This window comes from Salmonella sp. 741265116_PST (genome assembly GCF_046567715.1).
In the GTDB taxonomy this organism is placed as follows: domain Bacteria; phylum Pseudomonadota; class Gammaproteobacteria; order Enterobacterales; family Enterobacteriaceae; genus Salmonella; species Salmonella enterica.
Genome location: NZ_JBKFPH010000008.1, coordinates 13923 through 31366 on the forward strand (window position 1 = coordinate 13923; position 17444 = coordinate 31366).

Here is a 17444-nt window from a genome sequence, read left to right on the forward strand (position 1 = left end):
CGAACTGTCTGTCAAAGTGGATAACCATAACGCTACAAATAGCGGGGCGCAAATGGGGGTAAGGCGGTGGTGTTGATGTTTTATGCTACAAATTTTTATCAGGTTAGTTTTTTATTTTGAAGGGGCTACCGGTACGCGAGGGGACCGATAGCGTCACGATTAGCGGCGGCCCGCCCAGACGACCATCACCGTATCGTCGCCGTACTGGCGTACAAAACCATATCCGTGTTTTAGCGTCAGCGTGGTTTGTTGGCCTGCGCCGATGGCGGGATGTCTGGCGCGGAACTGGCCAATACGCTGCCAGTGCGCGACGGCTGCGGCTGATTTTCCGCTCACGTCCTGCCAGTTCATATCTGAACGGGTGCCTTGCAGCGGGTCGGAGCCGGTGGGGCCGAAGGGACGAGCGGATTCATCGCCGTAAAAGATCTGCACCGCGCCTGGCGAAAGCAGCAGCAGTTCCGCCGCCTTATCACCGCCCTCACGGAAAAGGCGCGTATCATGCGAGGAGAGGTAACTTAATACGTTGAAATCCTGCATTTTATCCGCCATCTGCTGCCAGACTGGCCCCATTTCCGCCAGGCAATCGACCGCTTTCGCGGCCTGCTCCTGATAATCAAAATTGATCATCGCGTCGAAACCATAGCGATAATAGTCACTTTTCATGACGCCGTGGCCCCACACTTCGCCAGTCATCCAGAACGGGCTATCATCCAGCGCTTTGTCCGGATTGGCCTGCTTCCATTCACGTAACGCCGCGCTGGCCTGGGTTTTTAGCTGTTGCCAGGCAGGAAGCTCAACGTGTTTGGCAGTATCGACCCGGAACCCGTCAATGCCGTAATCATGTACCCACTGGCTTAACCAGTGAGTCAGATAATCCCGTGGCGTATAGCCCTCAATGAACTTTGCTTTAGTACCGGGTTTGTTGGCATAGAACGCGGGTAGACCGGAAGGCGTGGTAGATTCCGTTTTTATATCCGGCAGGAAGGCCAGCGACAGGGTTAAATCGTCAAATCCCGGACTGTCGTAGTCGCCAATATCGGTACGAATCCACTTTTTCCCCCACCATTTTTCCCAGGTGGCGCTGTCGCTGAAGTTGATGTAGTCGTTAAAGCTGTGCCAGCTTTGTCCGGCGGCGGGTCGCCAGTTTGTCCAGCGATCGCCGAGAATTTTTTGCCGTTCCGCGCCGGATAAATAGAGCGCGCCGAACTGATACTCCTGCATATCCGCCAGCGTGGCGTAACCGGCATGATTCATTACTACGTCAAATAAAATACGGATGCCGCGCTGGTGCGCGCCGTCGACCAGCGCGCGGAGATCGGCTTCGCTGCCCATATTGGCGTCCAGCGTCGTCCAGTCCTGAGTGTAATAGCCGTGATAGGCGTAATGAGGAAAATCGCCTTTTGTTCCGCCGCCGACCCAGCCGTGGATCTGTTCAAACGGCGAGCTTATCCACAAGGCGTTCACGCCTAATTGCTGTAGATAGTCCAGTTGACTCGTCAACCCGCGTAAATCGCCGCCGTGGAAAGTGCCAATCTCTTGCATACCATCCTTATGGCGACCATAGCTGTGGTCGTTGGTTGGCTCGCCATTGCGAAAGCGATCCGTAAGCACAAAATAAACGGTGGCGTTGCGCCAGTTAAAAGGCGCTGATGCATGGGTTTCCGCGCGTTCCAGCAATAAAAGCCCGTGGCTGTCGGCAGGTTGCAGCGTGATTTGCCCGTTTTGGACGGTATCGGTTTGACCACTGTAATAATCGCGCACTACCGTCCCTTCCGGAAAGGTCTGGCGAACATCCAGCGTGAGCGGCGAACCATCCCAGACGGGACACTGGTAGGCGAGCTGCGCGGTGCGTTCAGGTTCAGTTTTTATCGATAACAACAGGGTCGGCGTACCGGAGCGGGTATCTACCGTTATTGTATAGTCGCCATCTTTAAACAAACGCCATTGCGGCGGCGCGCCTTCGCAGGGTTTTAACGACAACATCTGGTTGAGTTTTATGGCGCCGGAGGGCTGCCAGCACTGCTGGTCAATATGGAGCGTTAACGTGCGTGTACCTTTTGTTAATGCAGCATGGCTGGTAAAGCGTCCGGTTTCCTGCGTCGAGAACGTTGGAAAACCGGGCGAGGTCCATGATGAGGCGATCGCGATACCGGGTATCAGCGTCAGAGCGAAGGCGGCAAGTTTCATCACGCTATCCTTTGTGGGCAATATTCATCAGCTTGCCTGGTTTTTAGGCGAATGAACTCCTCCTCAGTAGAGAGTCGCGCAGGAGGAGGCGCGAGGGTGAGCGACGAGGCGCAAAAAAACGCCTCTATTTGCGATAACCACCACATTTTATTGAGATTATTGCTGCCTGTTATCGTTAATGCGTGACATAGTTTCGGATTAAGACTATTCCCTGAGGTGCTTTTTAAGCCTATTTTTGCTAAAATTTGGGGTTAGAACCTTAACTTCGTGAAAAATAGAAGGTGTTGGAATGTATCAATCCGACCAGGAGACCTAATGATATTGACTCCCATGCGACGATATGGGGCAATGATTCTTATGTTACTCACCATCGCATTTTCGGGTGAGGTGCTGGCAAAGACGCACGCAACACAAACGAGTCAAAAGTCCCACATAACCGAGACAAGTTATAAACAGGTTAGCAGTAAACAAGAGTATTCTCGCAATAGTGCAAAGAGTAGTTCACTTCCTGATTTGCGAAAATACCCTTCCGGAACCCCCAGAAAAAAAGCGTTTCTCCGGACCGTTATGCCTTACATCACCAGCCAAAATGCCGCGATTACTGCGGACCGTAATTGGCTGATCTCAAAACAGTACCAGAACCGCTGGTCGCCGTCTGAACGCGCGCGTATGAAAGATATCGCGAAGCGCTATAAAGTGAGCTGGTCCGGCAACACGCGTCGTATTCCGTGGAATACGTTGCTGGAGCGCGTCGACATTATTCCCACCAGCATGGTGGCGACGATGGCGGCGGCGGAAAGCGGCTGGGGAACCTCTAAACTGGCGCGTAGCAACAACAACCTGTTCGGCATGAAGTGTACGAAAGGGCGTTGTACCAATACGCCGGGTAAGGTGAAAGGTTACTCGCAATTCGCGTCGGTTGAGGAGTCGGTGAGCGCGTATGTCGCCAACCTGAACACGCATCCGGCTTATTCTTCTTTCCGCAAGTCGCGCGCCCAACTGCGTAAGGCGGATCAGGAAGTCACCGCCACGGCGATGATTCATAAGCTGAAGGGTTACTCTACCCAGGGGTCGCGCTATAACAACTACTTGTTCGCGATGTACCAGGACAACCAGCGTCTGATCGCCGCGCATATGTAATTCTGTGTGCCGGATGGCGTTACGCTATCCGGCTTACAAGGCGTCTGTAGGCTGGATAAACTACAACAACGCTTCACTATGCTGGTCGCGATACTCCTTAGGCGTAGTGACGTATTCCTTTTTAAACACCGAATAGAAATATTGCAGTGACGGGTAGCCGCACATTTGCGAAATTTCGTTTATCGCCAACGTGGTGGAAATCAACAAACTACGCGCTTTTTCCAGCTTTTCGGCGTGGATCAGCGCATGTATCGTCTCGCCAACTTCTTCCTTAAAACGTTTTTCCAGGTTTGAACGTGAAATCCCAACCGCGTCCAGCACCTGCTCGACTTTAATGCCCTTACAGGCATGGTTACGAATAAAGTGCATCGCCTGGATAACCGCCGGATCGGTCAGGGAGCGATAGTCTGTCGAGCGGCGCGCAATGACGCGCACCGGCGGCACCAGAATGCGCTGTAACGGCATCTCTTCGCGCGCCAGCAAACGGTGCAGCAGTTTCGCCGCCTGATAACCCATTTGCCGCGCCCCCTGCGCGACGGAGGAAAGCGCGACGCGCGACAGGTAACGGGTTAACTCTTCGTTATCAATACCGATAACGCAAAGTTTTTCCGGCACCGGAATATGCAGGTGTTCACAGGCCTGCAATACGTGACGGGCGCGGGCATCCGTTACGGCAATGATGCCGGTTTGCGGCGGCAGCGTCTGAAGCCAGTCGGCGAGGCGATTTTGCGCGTGCTGCCAGTTTTCCGGCGCGGTTTCCAGTCCCTGATAGACTACGCCGCGGTATTTTTCCTCGGCGACCAGCTGGCGAAAGGCGTATTCCCGTTCCGCCGCCCAATGTTTGCGGCTGGAGTCGGGCAAACCGTAAAACGCGAAGCGGTTAACGCCTTTTTCTTTTAAATGCAGGAAAGCGCTTTCAACGAGCGCATGATTATCGGTGGCGATGTAATGAACGGCGGGATAATTTTCAGCAAGATGGTAAGAACCGCCGACCCCGACAATGGGTACGTCGACATCGGCTAATAATTGCGCGATATCGTCATCATCGTAATCGGCAATAACGCCGTCGCCTAACCACTCTTTAATGTTATCGATACGGGCACGGAAATCTTCCTCAATAAATATATCCCATTCGGATTGCGAGGCTTGTAAATATTCACCCACCCCCTCCACTACCTGACGGTCATAGGCTTTATTCGCGTTAAATAACAGAGTGATGCGGTGACGTTTATCAAACATGAGGATATATCCTGCAAAAGTGAACCTGGACTCATGGATACTATCAAAACGGCTGACATAACGGTCTGGCGAATGATGACAAATTATTTTGCGCCTGAAACGTTATGCGAAATTCATCACAGCAAACGGCGGATGACAATTGTCATTTCTTATCTATATATTACGGTTTTTTGTTTATTTGCCAGGATTCGATCGCGATCGCTTTTTTCTTCTGTGGTTTTCAGCGTTTTTTTGAGAGCCAGCGCACATTTGGGGATTCTCTTAATAGCGGTGTGAAATAACGTAATTGAGCAATAAATCAGGAAATTCCAGTATGACGTTATGTCGTTTACTTGCCGTCTTATCTGATTATGGAGCTCACTATGCAGGCTTATTTTGACCAACTCGATCGTGTTCGCTATGAAGGCCCTCAATCGACTAACCCGCTGGCATTTCGTCATTACAATCCCGACGAGCTGGTTTTAGGTAAACGTATGGAAGATCACCTGCGTTTCGCGGCCTGTTACTGGCATACCTTCTGCTGGAACGGCGCGGATATGTTTGGTGTAGGCGCGTTTAATCGTCCGTGGCAGCAACCGGGCGAAGCGCTGGAGCTGGCGAAACGCAAAGCGGACGTGGCGTTTGAATTTTTCCACAAACTGAATGTGCCTTTTTATTGCTTCCATGACGTGGATGTGTCGCCGGAAGGCGCGTCGCTGAAAGAATATAAAAACAACTTCGCGCAGATGGTGGATGTGCTGGCGGCGAAACAGGAGCAGAGCGGCGTAAAACTGCTGTGGGGAACGGCGAACTGCTTTACCAACCCGCGCTATGGCGCAGGCGCCGCCACTAACCCGGATCCGGAAGTCTTTAGCTGGGCAGCGACGCAAGTGGTTACGGCAATGAACGCCACGCATAAACTGGGCGGCGAAAATTACGTCCTGTGGGGCGGGCGCGAAGGTTATGAAACGTTGCTGAATACCGATCTGCGCCAGGAACGCGAACAGATTGGCCGCTTTATGCAAATGGTGGTCGAGCACAAACATAAAATGGGTTTCCAGGGCACGCTGCTGATTGAACCGAAACCGCAGGAACCGACAAAACATCAGTATGATTATGACGTTGCAACGGTCTATGGCTTCCTCAAACAGTTCGGCCTGGAAAAAGAGATCAAAGTGAACATTGAGGCGAACCACGCGACGCTGGCGGGCCATTCGTTCCACCATGAAATCGCGACCGCTATCGCGCTGGGTATTTTTGGCTCCGTTGACGCCAACCGCGGCGATGCGCAACTGGGCTGGGATACCGATCAGTTCCCGATTAGCGTTGAAGAGAACGCGCTGGTGATGTACGAAATCCTGAAAGCGGGCGGATTCACAACGGGCGGTCTCAACTTCGACGCCAAAGTTCGTCGCCAGAGCACCGATAAATACGATCTGTTCTACGGTCATATCGGCGCGATGGATACGATGGCGTTGTCGCTGAAAATCGCCGCGCGTATGGTTGAAGACGGCGAGCTGGATAAACGCGTGGCGAAGCGCTATGCCGGCTGGAATGGCGAGCTGGGGCAGCAGATTCTGAAAGGACAACTCTCCTTAGGCGAACTGGCGCAGTATGCGGAGCAGCATAATCTGGCGCCAGTACATCAAAGCGGTCATCAGGAGCTGTTAGAAAATCTGGTTAACCGTTATCTGTTTGATAAATAACCCTATCTACCGGGCGACTCCGCGTTAGCCCGGCCTGTAGTCGTGATTAGCCCGGTAAGCGTAGCGCTGCCGGGCGCTTTCAGTAAAGGAACCCACACTATGTATATCGGGATCGATCTTGGTACATCGGGTGTAAAAGCTATCCTGTTGAATGAGCAGGGCGATGTGCTGGCTACGCATACTGAAAAACTGACCGTATCGCGTCCGCATCCCTTATGGTCGGAACAGGAACCAGAGCAGTGGTGGCAGGCGACGGATCGTGCGGTTAAAGGTTTAGGTCGGCAACAGTCGTTAAGTGGCGTCCGGGCGTTGGGCATCGCCGGACAAATGCATGGCGCGACATTGCTTGATAGCCGTCAGCAGGTGCTGCGTCCAGCGATTTTATGGAATGACGGACGCTGTAGCGAAGAGTGCGCCTGGCTGGAAAAACAGGTGCCGCAGTCGCGTGCGATAACCGGTAATCTGATGATGCCCGGTTTTACCGCGCCCAAATTAGTCTGGGTGCAGCGCCACGAACCGGATATTTTCCGCCAGATAGACAAAGTTCTGCTGCCGAAAGATTTTCTGCGGCTGCGAATGACGGGCGTCTTTGCCAGCGATATGTCGGATGCGGCGGGAACGATGTGGCTGGACGTGAAAAAGCGCGACTGGAGCGACGTTATGCTCAACGCCTGTCATTTAACCCGACAGCAGATGCCAGCGTTATTTGAAGGTAGTGACATTACCGGAACGTTGCTGCCAGAGGTAGCCAGCGCATGGGGAATGCCATCAGTACCTGTGGTGGCGGGCGGCGGCGACAATGCGGCTGGCGCGGTCGGCGTAGGAATGATCGATGCCGGACAGGCGATGCTCTCACTTGGAACATCGGGCGTCTATTTTGCCGTCAGCGACGGCTTTCTGAGTAAACCGGAGAGCGCAGTACACAGTTTTTGCCATGCGCTGCCGGAACGCTGGCATTTAATGTCTGTAATGTTGAGCGCCGCCTCTTGTCTGGACTGGGCGGCTAAACTCACCGGGCAGAAGAATGTCCCGACGCTGATTGCCGCCGCGCAGCTGGCGGATGAGCATACCGATCCGATCTGGTTTTTGCCGTACCTGTCCGGCGAGCGCACGCCGCACAATAATCCGCAGGCAAAAGGCGTTTTCTTTGGTTTAACCCATCAGCATGGCCCGGCGGAACTGGCGCGGGCGGTACTGGAAGGCGTGGGATATGCTCTGGCGGATGGCATGGATGTGGTTCACGCCTGCGGCGTCAAACCCGCCAGCGTGACGCTTATCGGCGGCGGGGCGCGCAGCGAATACTGGCGTCAGATGCTATCTGATATTAGCGGGCTACAGCTTGATTATCGTACTGGCGGCGATGTGGGGCCAGCGCTGGGCGCGGCGCGTCTGGCGCAAATTGCGGTGAATAAACAGACTCCGCTCGCCGATGTATTGCCGCAGTTGCCGCTGGAACAGGCGCATTATCCCGATGCGCAGCGTCATGCGGTTTATCAACAACGTCGTGAAACCTTCCGTCGACTCTATCAGCAGCTGTTGCCGTTGATGTCCTAAGTCAGAATGCCTTTCGGTTTTGGCTGAAAGGCATTTCCCGTAAATATTAATTCTATTGAATTATATCGAAATAAGTATGTGTGTTTTCTGATTTTTATATTATTGCTGAGCAGGCGCCTTTTTCATCGCTATTTCTTCGCTTAATGTGTCTCACACAACCACAAGGAGAGTGAGATGGACGATCACGTTGCACGCAGGAAACGGATGTTCGGCCTGGGAATGTTAGTTGTCGGTGCAGTGGTATACCTGGTGGGACTGTGGCCAGGCTGTCATACATTAAGCGAAAAGGGATATTTTTTTGCGGCAATCGTCATGTGCGGTTTTCCAGTCTTAATTCGCCAGGAACACACGGGGAATGACCGCTTGCTTTCTCGTTGCAAATCTTTGCTGTTGCTTGGCATCGGCATGGTCGCGGTCGGCGTATTTAACCTGGCGCTGGCGGGCGCGCTGAAAATACTGTGTCTGGTGGCGCTGGGGGTCAGTATATATGGAACCGATCTTTACGCTTCCTACAGTGATGATGAATGATGGCCGGAGCCATCATTATCGTTTAGCTAACCCATTTCCGTTTATCAATACGCTGTAACAGCATGGAAAGTAGCAGGCTTCCTGTCACCGTCGCGGCAAAAACCCACACGATGTCTAACGGCGGCCAACGTTTTAACTCCAGACCATTAGTACGTAGCGCATGGATAATCAGCGCGTGGAAACCATAAATACCCAGCGAGTGGCGGGAGATAAGCCCCAGTCCAGGTAACGTCCGCGCATTCAGCTTATTTTTAACTACCGTGAACAGTGAGACGGCGCAAATAAACACCATGGGACCGCAATACAGATACCAGGTATCGGCAAAATTTCCGCGCCAGCGTAATTCATGCAATGTGCCGCGAGAAATAACAAATACCGCGATGATGAACAGGGCAGTGCAGATAAGCGTCAGCGATGGCTTTTGCGTCTCCATCATGCCAATGGCGCGGCCCAGGATACCGTAGAGAATGTAGTAGAACGTGTCGCCGCTGATATACAGATTGATGGGCAACCATTCAACGCCGCCGATTTTTTGCGGCACAGTATTTGGGTTAGCAATAATACCAATGATTACCATCAGCATCAGGAGCATTTTGCCGCTCACGTTTTTTACCTGGATTAATGGCGATACCAGGTAGATCACCGCAATCGCAAAGAAAAACCACAGGTGGTAAAACACGGGTTTTTGCAGCACATTTTTTAGCGAAAGCTCGACGTTGATCGAAGTAAAAAGTGAAATGTAAGCCAGGGCGACAACGCTGTAAAAGATAAGGCAGAGGGCGATACGTAAAAAATGCCGCGGTTGCGCGCAGCGCTCGCCAAAAAAAAGATAGCCTGAAATCATAAAAAACAGGGGAACGCTAACGCGCGAAGCCGAATTCAGGACATTCGCAATATCCCAGTTTAGCGGGCTGACGCTGTGGGCGTTGGTGATGTACCACGTTGTAGTATGGATCATCACTACCATTAAACAGGCGATCCCTCGCAGGTTATCAATCCAGTTAATTTTAGGCTGCATCAGTTCCTCAGCTTCCGTTTCAATAGAGTTCCAGCGCGGTGGCTCACTGGAAAAATCCGACTTTCTACGCTACATCTTGTGATGGCGTAAGGAGATTCGCACAATGTTTCTGTTACCCACAAACCTTAATAATAAGACTGACCAGCAAACCAGACGGTAATAAAAATGATAATGAAGTATTTCTGTACTGTGATGATAGCCATCGCTCTGGTGGGATGCACAGCGACACCGCCACCGACGCAAAAAGCCCAGCAGAGTAAAGTGAGCCCAACACGCACGCTGGATATGGAAGCATTGTGTAAAGCTCAGGCGGCGCAGCGTTACAACACTGGCGCACAGAAAATTGCTGTTACCGGCTTCGAACAGTTTCAGGGGAGCTATGAGATGCGTGGTAATACCTTCCGTAAAGAGAGTTTTGTCTGCTCTTTTGATGCAGATGGGCAGTTTTTACATCTTTCTATGCGGTAAAAGCCGTGCCTGGTGAGGTGTGATGCCGCGAAATCCGGCAATTTTCGCTAAACAAACCGGTTTCATACTGTATATCTCGCATCCAGCGGGTATACTGGCTCCTTCCTTTAAATCCACACGTATCCAGCACGAAATAATATGCAAAAGTTTGATACCAGGACCTTCCAGGGCTTGATCCTGACCTTACAGGATTACTGGGCTCGCCAGGGCTGTACCATTGTTCAACCATTGGACATGGAAGTCGGCGCGGGAACTTCTCATCCAATGACCTGCCTGCGCGCGCTGGGGCCAGAGCCGATGGCGACTGCCTATGTGCAGCCTTCTCGTCGTCCGACCGATGGCCGCTACGGCGAAAACCCGAACCGCTTACAGCACTACTATCAGTTCCAGGTAGTGATTAAGCCGTCTCCGGACAACATTCAGGAGCTGTACCTCGGTTCTCTGAAAGAGCTGGGTATGGACCCGACCATTCACGACATCCGTTTCGTGGAAGATAACTGGGAGAACCCGACGCTGGGCGCCTGGGGACTCGGCTGGGAAGTGTGGCTGAATGGCATGGAAGTGACGCAGTTCACCTACTTCCAGCAGGTCGGCGGCCTGGAGTGCAAGCCGGTGACCGGTGAAATCACCTACGGTCTGGAACGTCTGGCGATGTATATCCAGGGCGTGGACAGCGTTTACGACCTGGTCTGGAGCGATGGCCCGCTGGGTAAAACCACCTACGGTGACGTGTTCCATCAAAACGAAGTGGAGCAGTCCACCTATAACTTTGAATACGCCGATGTGGATTTCTTATTCAGCTGCTTCGAGCAGTATGAGAAAGAAGCCCAGCAGCTACTAGCACTGGAAAACCCGCTGCCGCTGCCGGCCTACGAGCGTATTCTGAAAGCCGCCCATAGCTTCAACCTGCTGGATGCGCGTAAAGCTATCTCCGTCACCGAACGTCAGCGCTACATTTTGCGTATTCGCACCCTGACCAAAGCAGTGGCAGAGGCTTATTATGCTTCCCGTGAAGCCCTCGGCTTCCCGATGTGCAACAAAGACAAGTAAGAGGCGGCCATGTCTGAGAAAACTTTTCTGGTGGAAATCGGCACTGAAGAGCTGCCACCAAAAGCACTGCGCAGTTTGGCTGAGTCCTTTGCTGCGAACTTCACTGCGGAGCTGGATAACGCCGGCCTCGCGCACGGTAACGTTGAATGGTTTGCCGCCCCGCGCCGTCTGGCGCTGAAAGTGGCGAATCTTGCTGAATCTCAGCCCGATCGCGAAGTCGAAAAACGTGGTCCGGCGATTGCTCAGGCGTTTGACGCCGAAGGCAAACCGAGCAAAGCGGCAGAAGGCTGGGCGCGCGGCTGCGGGATCACCGTTGATCAGGCCGAGCGTCTGAAGACCGACAAAGGCGAATGGCTGCTGTATCGCGCCCACGTGAAGGGCGAAAGTACCGAAGCGCTGGTGCCGAACATGGTAGCCACCTCGCTGGCGAAACTACCGATCCCGAAACTGATGCGCTGGGGCGCGTCTGACGTACACTTCGTGCGTCCGGTGCACACCGTGACCCTGCTGCTGGGCGATAAAGTGATTCCGGCGACCATTCTGGGCATTCAGTCTGACCGCGTCATTCGCGGCCACCGCTTTATGGGTGAGCCGGAGTTTACTATCGACAATGCTGACCAGTACCCGCAAATTCTGCTGGAGCGCGGTAAAGTCATTGCCGATTACGAAGCGCGTAAAGCCAAAATCAAAGCGGACGCCGAAGAAGCAGCACGCAAGATTGGCGGTAATGCCGACCTGAGCGAAAGCCTGCTGGAAGAAGTGGCCTCGCTGGTGGAATGGCCGGTGGTATTGACGGCGAAATTCGAAGAGAAATTCCTCGCCGTGCCTGCCGAAGCGCTGGTGTACACCATGAAGGGCGACCAGAAGTATTTCCCGGTTTATGACAACGCGGGCAAGCTGCTGCCGAACTTTATCTTCGTCGCCAACATCGAGTCGAAGGATCCGCAACAAATTATCTCCGGTAACGAGAAAGTGGTGCGTCCGCGTCTGGCAGATGCTGAATTCTTCTTCAATACCGACCGTAAAAAACGTCTGGAAGACCATCTGCCGCGTCTGCAAACCGTGCTGTTCCAGCAACAACTGGGCACGCTGCGCGACAAGACCGACCGTATTCAGGCGCTGGCGGGCTGGATTGCCGGTCAGATTGGCGCTGACGTCAACCACGCCACTCGTGCGGGCCTGCTCTCCAAGTGCGACCTGATGACCAACATGGTCTTCGAGTTCACCGACACCCAGGGCGTGATGGGGATGCACTACGCGCGTCACGATGGTGAAGCGGAAGATGTGGCCGTGGCGCTGAACGAGCAGTATCAGCCGCGCTTTGCCGGTGATGACCTGCCGTCTAACCCGGTGGCCTGCGCGTTGGCGATCGCTGACAAGATGGACACTCTGGCGGGTATCTTCGGTATCGGTCAGCATCCGAAAGGCGACAAAGACCCGTTTGCGCTGCGTCGTGCCGCGCTGGGCGTGCTGCGTATTATCGTTGAGAAGAACCTGAATCTCGATCTGCAAACGCTGACCGAAGAAGCCGTGCGTCTGTATGGCGACAAGCTGACCAACGCCAACGTGGTTGATGATGTCATCGACTTTATGCTGGGCCGTTTCCGCGCCTGGTATCAGGATGAAGGTTACACCGTCGACACTATCCAGGCGGTACTGGCGCGTCGTCCGACCCGTCCGGCAGATTTTGATGCCCGCATGAAAGCGGTATCGCACTTCCGTACCCTGGAAGAAGCCTCTGCGCTGGCGGCGGCGAACAAGCGCGTCTCCAACATCCTGGCGAAAGCCACTGAGCCGCTGAACGATATCGTCCACGCCTCCGTACTGAAAGAAGCGGCGGAAATTGAGTTGGCCAGACATCTGGTTGTGCTGCGTGATAAGCTTCAGCCGTACTTTGCCGATGGTCGTTATCAGGAAGCGTTGATTGAGCTGGCTGCTCTGCGCGCGCCGGTGGATGAATTCTTCGAAAATGTCATGGTTAACGCGGAAGAGAAAGATATCCGTATCAACCGCCTGACGCTGTTGTCGAAACTTCGCGAACTGTTCCTGCAGGTTGCGGATATTTCGTTACTGCAATAAGCGTTCAGTTAAATAAACAAAACCTGCTTTCGGGCAGGTTTTTTATAACGTAAATAGTATTAGTCGATTCGCTAATAATTCTGTAACTCATAGACGCGGTTATTTCTATTGATTGGCAAGAAATATTTCAGGAATACATTAACGCTGGCGGTACGGATATTGGCGTTAGAATAGCTGCGGGTGCTTGAGACTGTGTGTCTCAGGTATTCACCAAAAGGCAGACAGAGAAAAGCCCCACCTGACTATAAATCAAAAGTGCATTGCACCCATTATTGATCTCTTCAATAACAAAGTGATCTCCTGCAGTATTTCAGAACGTCCAACCATGCCGATGATCGATGACATACTCATGAAGGCATTTGCCAGACTTGATGCGGGTACCAATCCGGTTCTTCATTCAGAACAGATCTGGCAATACCGTCATCGATGGTACCAGTATCAGTTACGAGAGTTTGGCATCATCCAAAGTATGTCCCGCAAAGGCAACTGCCTTGATAATGCCTGTGCAGAATGTTTTTTCGGGACTTTAAAATCAGAAATTTTTTACACCAGTAAATTTAAGGATATTGATGAACTTAAGATAGCTATTGAGGATTACATACGATACTACAATACCCGACGAATTAGCCTTAGATTTAACGGACTCAGCCCGGTTGAATACCGCCTAAAGAGCTATCCAGGCAGAAATTAACAAGGTCTGTACAGGGATGCTATCAGGAAACCTGAACGTTGGTAGATACGCTCACGTAAATGTCTGCTATGAGCGAGGAGTGGACGCCCTATTTCACAAAAATTAGTATTGTTCTACAAGTAACTCTCACAATGAGGTTTTATGAAAATCAGAAGGTTCAGTAATGGGGATGAAATATCGTTATTCAGAGTTTTTTTCTCATCTGTACATACGATCGCATCACACTACTACACACGTGAACAAATTGATGCTTGGGCCCCAGCAGATATCGACCTGGAGCGATGGGCCAATCACATTAAGGAATTACAACCTTTTGTTGTAGAGCTGGATGGTGAAATAGCTGGATATGCAGATGTTCAACCAAATGGATACATTGATCATTTCTTTGTATCAGGAACCTATTCAAGACAGGGGGTAGGGACACTACTGATGAATTGCATTCATGAGGAAGCCAGACAGCGTGGAATTAGTGAACTTACTTCAAATGTAAGTAAGGCTGCGGAAGTGTTCTTTCTACGACACGGCTTTCATATAGTGGAGCGAGGCTTTCCTATTTGCCGTGGAGTGACATTACAAAATGCTCTGATGAGGAAATGTTTGGCGAAATAATAGTCAGCCTGCAGAAAGGCAGCATTGTTCTTTTGCCTTGTTGAACTCAGTAAACCGCTACAATGAGCAATTTCCGCTTCTGGCACAAAGCGAACATCAGTATTCGAAAAATGAAAAACGACGACTTGATGTATACCGTTTGCTATACATGGTGGTTATGCTATGCTTGTAAAGCAAATGCTATACAAAGGGTGTCTCATGAAATCAGATGTTCAACTTAACCTTAGAGCTAAGGAATCGCAGCGGGCGCTCATTGATGCAGCTGCGGAAATCCTTCACAAGTCACGTACAGATTTCATTCTGGAAACGGCCTGCCAGGCTGCCGAGAATGTGATCCTTGACCGCCGTGTATTTAACTTTAACGATGAGCAATATGAGGAGTTCATCAATCTGCTTGATGCACCGGTCGCAGATGATCCCGTTATCGAAAAACTGCTGGCAAGGAAACCTCAGTGGGACGTGTAACAGCACCAGAACCTTTGTCCGCTTTTCATCAGGTAGCTGAGTTCGTCAGCGGTGAAGCTGTGCTCGATGACTGGTTGAAGCAAAAGGGCCTCAAAAACCAGGCTCTCGGAGCGGCCAGAACATTTGTGGTGTGCAAGAAAGACACGAAGCAAGTAGCCGGTTTTTACTCTCTGGCCACCGGTAGCGTCAACCATACAGAAGCGACAGGCAACCTTCGGCGTAACATGCCAGATCCCATCCCTGTCATTATACTTGCCCGTCTTGCTGTCGATCTCTCATTCCATGGAAAAGGGCTTGGTGCTGATTTACTTCATGATGCAGTGCTTCGTTGTTATCGGGTTGCCGAGAATATTGGTGTACGTGCAATCATGGTTCATGCACTTACCGAAGAAGCCAAAAATTTCTACATTCACCATGGTTTCAAATCATCACAAACTCAGCAGCGAACATTGTTCCTTAGGCTCCCTCAATAGAATACAAAGACTGTTATGTTCAAATCGCTATAAGCGATAATTTGATAGAACGTCTAAGGTTAAATTCAGGAAGAATACGACGAACAAAATATTGATGAGACAGGAATCCGCGTGATGCAAGAAAGCAACGGAATGGATAATCCGATTGCGGACAATGTTATTTAGTTATAGCCAGAAACAAAAAAGAGCCCATGTATTAAATGGACTCTTTCGCTGATGCCTCGGTTAATCTGTCCAGGTTTTTGGGGTCAGTACAAAGTGAGCCCACCTCTGCCATTCTTGTGGCGTTATGCATTCTCAAGGCACCCTGTTAATTTTATCTTGTTGGCGCTTTGTAGGCCCGATAACCCATTATGTTATCGGGCATTTTTTTAACGTAATGGTAATTCCGTCAGACAGGTCTGGCTGTCATCACTGGTGGCAATGGCATGTGACGCCGTTTTACCGTTGTAGCTTACTTCGAGCGTCCCTTCCATATTGCGCGGTAGCCAAACACCGATAAATCCGTTTCGATAGCTTTGCATCTCTTTTTGTACGATGACAGCGCCTTTACTGTCTGTCACTTTTACAGTGAACGGTTTATTCGGCATTTCTCCCTGACAGCCGGAAAGGCTGTGGTTAAAACAGGGGTGTGTCCGCCATTCATAGGGCGCAAAAGAGAGATAGAATTTGTCGCCTAACGGCAGCGTATAAATCTGCTCTCCGTCAGATAATTTGAGTTCGGTACTGGTAATCGACGCGGAGTAAGGCAAAGGACGGCTCTGTGGCGTCTGATCAATCGCATCCACGATCTGCTCAACCGTTTTTCCCGCCAGCCCATGTTGCGCCAGAAAAGCGGATTCTGCGGATGCCGCAAGCGCGGAGCCGCTGGCGCATAAACCCAAAAGTAATAACCATGATGATTTCGACATAACTTCAATTCCTTGTGAACAATATCCTTGCCTACTATAGGGGTTCCCCTAAGGGAAAGGTCAAAGGGACGCAGGGTAAAGTAATGCAAAGTTATGCTGGGAGAGAGGGGGGAATTGGAATAAAAAAATCCCCGCCATCAGGCAGGGATTCAAAATTCTGAGCTTTTTAAGCTTACAGGCTGGTTACGTTGCCAGCTGCCGGGCCTTTAGCGCCGCTTTCGATGGTGAAGGAAACTTTCTGACCTTCGTCCAGAGATTTGTAACCATCGTTCTGAATAGCGGAGAAGTGTACGAACACGTCTTTAGAACCGTCATCAGGAGTAATAAAGCCGAAGCCTTTATCAGCGTTGAACCATTTTACGATACCAGTCATTTTACCGGACATAGTGTATTACCTTTTAAAAAATAAGTGTGCCTTTCGGCGTTATGGCGTGCTTTACAGATTTTTTAAGCGTTAAGGAAATGCGCACTACGAGGGGTATCTAATGGATAACTCTTGAAGGGACTTGCCTTACTAAACTGCTTTAATGGTCTGTACGTCAAACCGTTGAGCACATTAACTCATGTAATGCCGGGCGATGCAACTTTTATTTTACTTTATTTCTCCAGGCCAGGAATCGGGTGGGGAAAACGGTCCTTACGCAGGACCGTTAAAACAGAAAGGGGTAAAAATTACTCCATCAATTGCTTACTTAAGCGTGGGTTTGCCTGTATCAGGCGCATCAATTTGAGCTCTGCTGGCGTGGGTTTTTCGCGTTTCGATTCCCATTCCTGAACCATGGCAACCGTTACGCCCAGCGCTCTGGCGAATTCATCTGTTTTTAGTCCCGTCCCTCTCCGTAACTGTTCAAATTCGGTAAAAGGATTGGGTTTTTGCGTCAGGGTGATCTTTCGCGTTTCATCTTTAAAAACAATTTGTTCCAGGCTGCTCAGCAGCTCAAACATCGGATCTTTATATTCCATTGAGAACTCCTGTAAATCACACAGCGGGATCGTGAAGTGCATCGAAGCCTCTTAAGAATAGTCGGGAAACTTGCGGGTGGGGGGCGACGCGCCGCCAGGAAGCGCTATCGATTCGTTTCGATGCCTTACGCTACGCAACTTTTAGGACGCTAACAATTTGATCCAGGAAGGTATATCCGTCTTTCAGAAAATAATTGTAAAGATTAAAAAAATATTACATTCCCCGCTGGAAAGCTTTCTTGCCGCGTTTTTTATCGCATTGCCAGGTCAAAAATTAACAATAAAATAACAAATCAAGCACTGATGCAGATAAACATAATTTTCCGCTACAAGATCGCGTGGAAAGGGTATCCTGCAAGCCTGACCTGGACTATCCTTGTAAGC

At 51.0% G+C, this 17444-nt stretch carries 16 protein-coding genes and 1 pseudogene; 11 read left to right on the top strand and 6 right to left on the bottom strand.

Annotation, left to right across the window (positions count from 1 at the left end):
• Nucleotides 1-159 precede the first annotated feature (159 nt).
• The gene (locus ACLD11_RS07610) at nucleotides 160-2187 is read right to left on the bottom strand and encodes an alpha-amylase (RefSeq protein WP_411014749.1); all 2028 of its coding nucleotides are present in this window, start codon (nucleotides 2185-2187) and stop codon (nucleotides 160-162) included.
• 315 nt (nucleotides 2188-2502) lie between these two features.
• Here ACLD11_RS07610 and ACLD11_RS07615 point away from each other — a divergent pair, with 315 nt between their 5' ends.
• Nucleotides 2503-3327 carry a protein bax gene (locus tag ACLD11_RS07615; protein ID WP_001575119.1) on the top strand — a complete coding sequence of 275 codons (825 nt, stop codon included), beginning with the start codon at nucleotides 2503-2505 and terminating at the stop codon, nucleotides 3325-3327.
• Nucleotides 3328-3387: 60 nt separating this feature from the next.
• Here the strand turns inward: ACLD11_RS07615 and xylR are convergent, their stop codons facing one another.
• Nucleotides 3388-4566, bottom strand: a complete 1179-nt coding sequence (xylR, locus tag ACLD11_RS07620; RefSeq protein ID WP_000459824.1) for a D-xylose utilization transcriptional activator XylR — start codon at nucleotides 4564-4566, stop codon at nucleotides 3388-3390.
• A gap of 362 nt (nucleotides 4567-4928) precedes the next feature.
• Between xylR and xylA the strand changes: the two genes are divergently transcribed.
• The 3 genes from xylA (at nucleotide 4929) to ACLD11_RS07635 (ending at nucleotide 8333) form a co-directional block, all read left to right on the top strand.
• Nucleotides 4929-6251: a xylose isomerase gene (xylA, locus tag ACLD11_RS07625; protein ID WP_001149561.1), complete on the top strand. Its 1323-nt coding sequence runs from the start codon at nucleotides 4929-4931 to the stop codon at nucleotides 6249-6251.
• A gap of 99 nt (nucleotides 6252-6350) precedes the next feature.
• The gene (gene xylB / locus ACLD11_RS07630) at nucleotides 6351-7805 is read left to right on the top strand and encodes a xylulokinase (protein WP_079944119.1); all 1455 of its coding nucleotides are present in this window, start codon (nucleotides 6351-6353) and stop codon (nucleotides 7803-7805) included.
• Between the two features lie 174 nt (nucleotides 7806-7979).
• Nucleotides 7980-8333 carry a YiaA/YiaB family protein gene (locus tag ACLD11_RS07635; RefSeq protein WP_001635944.1) on the top strand — a complete coding sequence of 118 codons (354 nt, stop codon included), beginning with the start codon at nucleotides 7980-7982 and terminating at the stop codon, nucleotides 8331-8333.
• Nucleotides 8334-8355: 22 nt separating this feature from the next.
• On the opposite strand, the gene ACLD11_RS07640 is transcribed toward ACLD11_RS07635, so the two are convergent.
• Nucleotides 8356-9351, bottom strand: coding sequence for an acyltransferase (locus ACLD11_RS07640; protein WP_001182582.1), 996 nt, complete (start codon nucleotides 9349-9351; stop codon nucleotides 8356-8358).
• Between the two features lie 165 nt (nucleotides 9352-9516).
• Between ACLD11_RS07640 and ACLD11_RS07645 the strand changes: the two genes are divergently transcribed.
• From ACLD11_RS07645 to ACLD11_RS07675, 7 genes and pseudogenes are all read left to right on the top strand, one after another.
• On the top strand, nucleotides 9517-9819 hold the full coding sequence (locus ACLD11_RS07645) for a YsaB family lipoprotein (RefSeq protein WP_000605592.1): 303 nt from the start codon (nucleotides 9517-9519) through the stop codon (nucleotides 9817-9819).
• A 138-nt stretch (nucleotides 9820-9957) separates the two neighbouring features.
• Complete coding sequence (gene glyQ / locus ACLD11_RS07650; protein WP_006817708.1) at nucleotides 9958-10869, top strand: glycine--tRNA ligase subunit alpha; 912 nt, start codon at nucleotides 9958-9960, stop codon at nucleotides 10867-10869.
• Between the two features lie 9 nt (nucleotides 10870-10878).
• Nucleotides 10879-12948, top strand: a complete 2070-nt coding sequence (gene glyS, locus ACLD11_RS07655) for a glycine--tRNA ligase subunit beta (protein ID WP_001522165.1) — start codon at nucleotides 10879-10881, stop codon at nucleotides 12946-12948.
• Between the two features lie 259 nt (nucleotides 12949-13207).
• Nucleotides 13208-13639, top strand: a pseudogene (locus ACLD11_RS07660) (transposase); the annotation flags it as partial.
• Between the two features lie 141 nt (nucleotides 13640-13780).
• The gene (locus tag ACLD11_RS07665; protein WP_000702452.1) at nucleotides 13781-14248 is read left to right on the top strand and encodes a GNAT family N-acetyltransferase; all 468 of its coding nucleotides are present in this window, start codon (nucleotides 13781-13783) and stop codon (nucleotides 14246-14248) included.
• Nucleotides 14249-14425: 177 nt separating this feature from the next.
• Entirely contained in the window at nucleotides 14426-14713 is a 288-nt protein-coding gene (locus tag ACLD11_RS07670; RefSeq protein ID WP_074182586.1) for a DUF1778 domain-containing protein, read from the top strand.
• Nucleotides 14701-15186, top strand: a complete 486-nt coding sequence (locus ACLD11_RS07675) for a GNAT family N-acetyltransferase (RefSeq protein WP_000533909.1) — start codon at nucleotides 14701-14703, stop codon at nucleotides 15184-15186. Before ACLD11_RS07670 ends, ACLD11_RS07675 begins: the two co-directional genes overlap by 13 nt.
• Nucleotides 15187-15557: 371 nt before the next feature.
• Here the strand turns inward: ACLD11_RS07675 and cueP are convergent, their stop codons facing one another.
• From cueP to ACLD11_RS07690, 3 genes are all read right to left on the bottom strand, one after another.
• The gene (cueP, locus tag ACLD11_RS07680; protein WP_411011571.1) at nucleotides 15558-16097 is read right to left on the bottom strand and encodes a copper-binding periplasmic metallochaperone CueP; all 540 of its coding nucleotides are present in this window, start codon (nucleotides 16095-16097) and stop codon (nucleotides 15558-15560) included.
• Between the two features lie 172 nt (nucleotides 16098-16269).
• Nucleotides 16270-16482 carry an RNA chaperone/antiterminator CspA gene (gene cspA, locus ACLD11_RS07685; RefSeq protein WP_000014594.1) on the bottom strand — a complete coding sequence of 71 codons (213 nt, stop codon included), beginning with the start codon at nucleotides 16480-16482 and terminating at the stop codon, nucleotides 16270-16272.
• 287 nt (nucleotides 16483-16769) lie between these two features.
• Nucleotides 16770-17060: an HTH-type transcriptional regulator gene (locus tag ACLD11_RS07690; protein ID WP_000455790.1), complete on the bottom strand. Its 291-nt coding sequence runs from the start codon at nucleotides 17058-17060 to the stop codon at nucleotides 16770-16772.
• Nucleotides 17061-17444 lie beyond the last annotated feature (384 nt).

Bases quoted from the DNA above. Each gene is read 5' to 3' on its own strand.
- ACLD11_RS07645 (WP_000605592.1), top strand. From the start codon at position 9,517: ATGATAATGAAGTATTTCTGTACTGTGATGATAGCCATCGCTCTGGTG.
- xylA (WP_001149561.1), top strand. From the start codon at position 4,929: ATGCAGGCTTATTTTGACCAACTCGATCGTGTTCGCTATGAAGGCCCT.
- ACLD11_RS07635 (WP_001635944.1), top strand. From the start codon at position 7,980: ATGGACGATCACGTTGCACGCAGGAAACGGATGTTCGGCCTGGGAATG.
- ACLD11_RS07640 (WP_001182582.1), bottom strand. From the start codon at position 9,351: ATGCAGCCTAAAATTAACTGGATTGATAACCTGCGAGGGATCGCCTGT.
- ACLD11_RS07665 (WP_000702452.1), top strand. From the start codon at position 13,781: ATGAAAATCAGAAGGTTCAGTAATGGGGATGAAATATCGTTATTCAGA.
- ACLD11_RS07690 (WP_000455790.1), bottom strand. From the start codon at position 17,060: ATGGAATATAAAGATCCGATGTTTGAGCTGCTGAGCAGCCTGGAACAA.
- cspA (WP_000014594.1), bottom strand. From the start codon at position 16,482: ATGTCCGGTAAAATGACTGGTATCGTAAAATGGTTCAACGCTGATAAA.
- xylB (WP_079944119.1), top strand. From the start codon at position 6,351: ATGTATATCGGGATCGATCTTGGTACATCGGGTGTAAAAGCTATCCTG.
- ACLD11_RS07610 (WP_411014749.1), bottom strand. From the start codon at position 2,187: ATGAAACTTGCCGCCTTCGCTCTGACGCTGATACCCGGTATCGCGATC.
- glyQ (WP_006817708.1), top strand. From the start codon at position 9,958: ATGCAAAAGTTTGATACCAGGACCTTCCAGGGCTTGATCCTGACCTTA.
- glyS (WP_001522165.1), top strand. From the start codon at position 10,879: ATGTCTGAGAAAACTTTTCTGGTGGAAATCGGCACTGAAGAGCTGCCA.
- cueP (WP_411011571.1), bottom strand. From the start codon at position 16,097: ATGTCGAAATCATCATGGTTATTACTTTTGGGTTTATGCGCCAGCGGC.
- xylR (WP_000459824.1), bottom strand. From the start codon at position 4,566: ATGTTTGATAAACGTCACCGCATCACTCTGTTATTTAACGCGAATAAA.
- ACLD11_RS07670 (WP_074182586.1), top strand. From the start codon at position 14,426: ATGCTATACAAAGGGTGTCTCATGAAATCAGATGTTCAACTTAACCTT.
- ACLD11_RS07615 (WP_001575119.1), top strand. From the start codon at position 2,503: ATGATATTGACTCCCATGCGACGATATGGGGCAATGATTCTTATGTTA.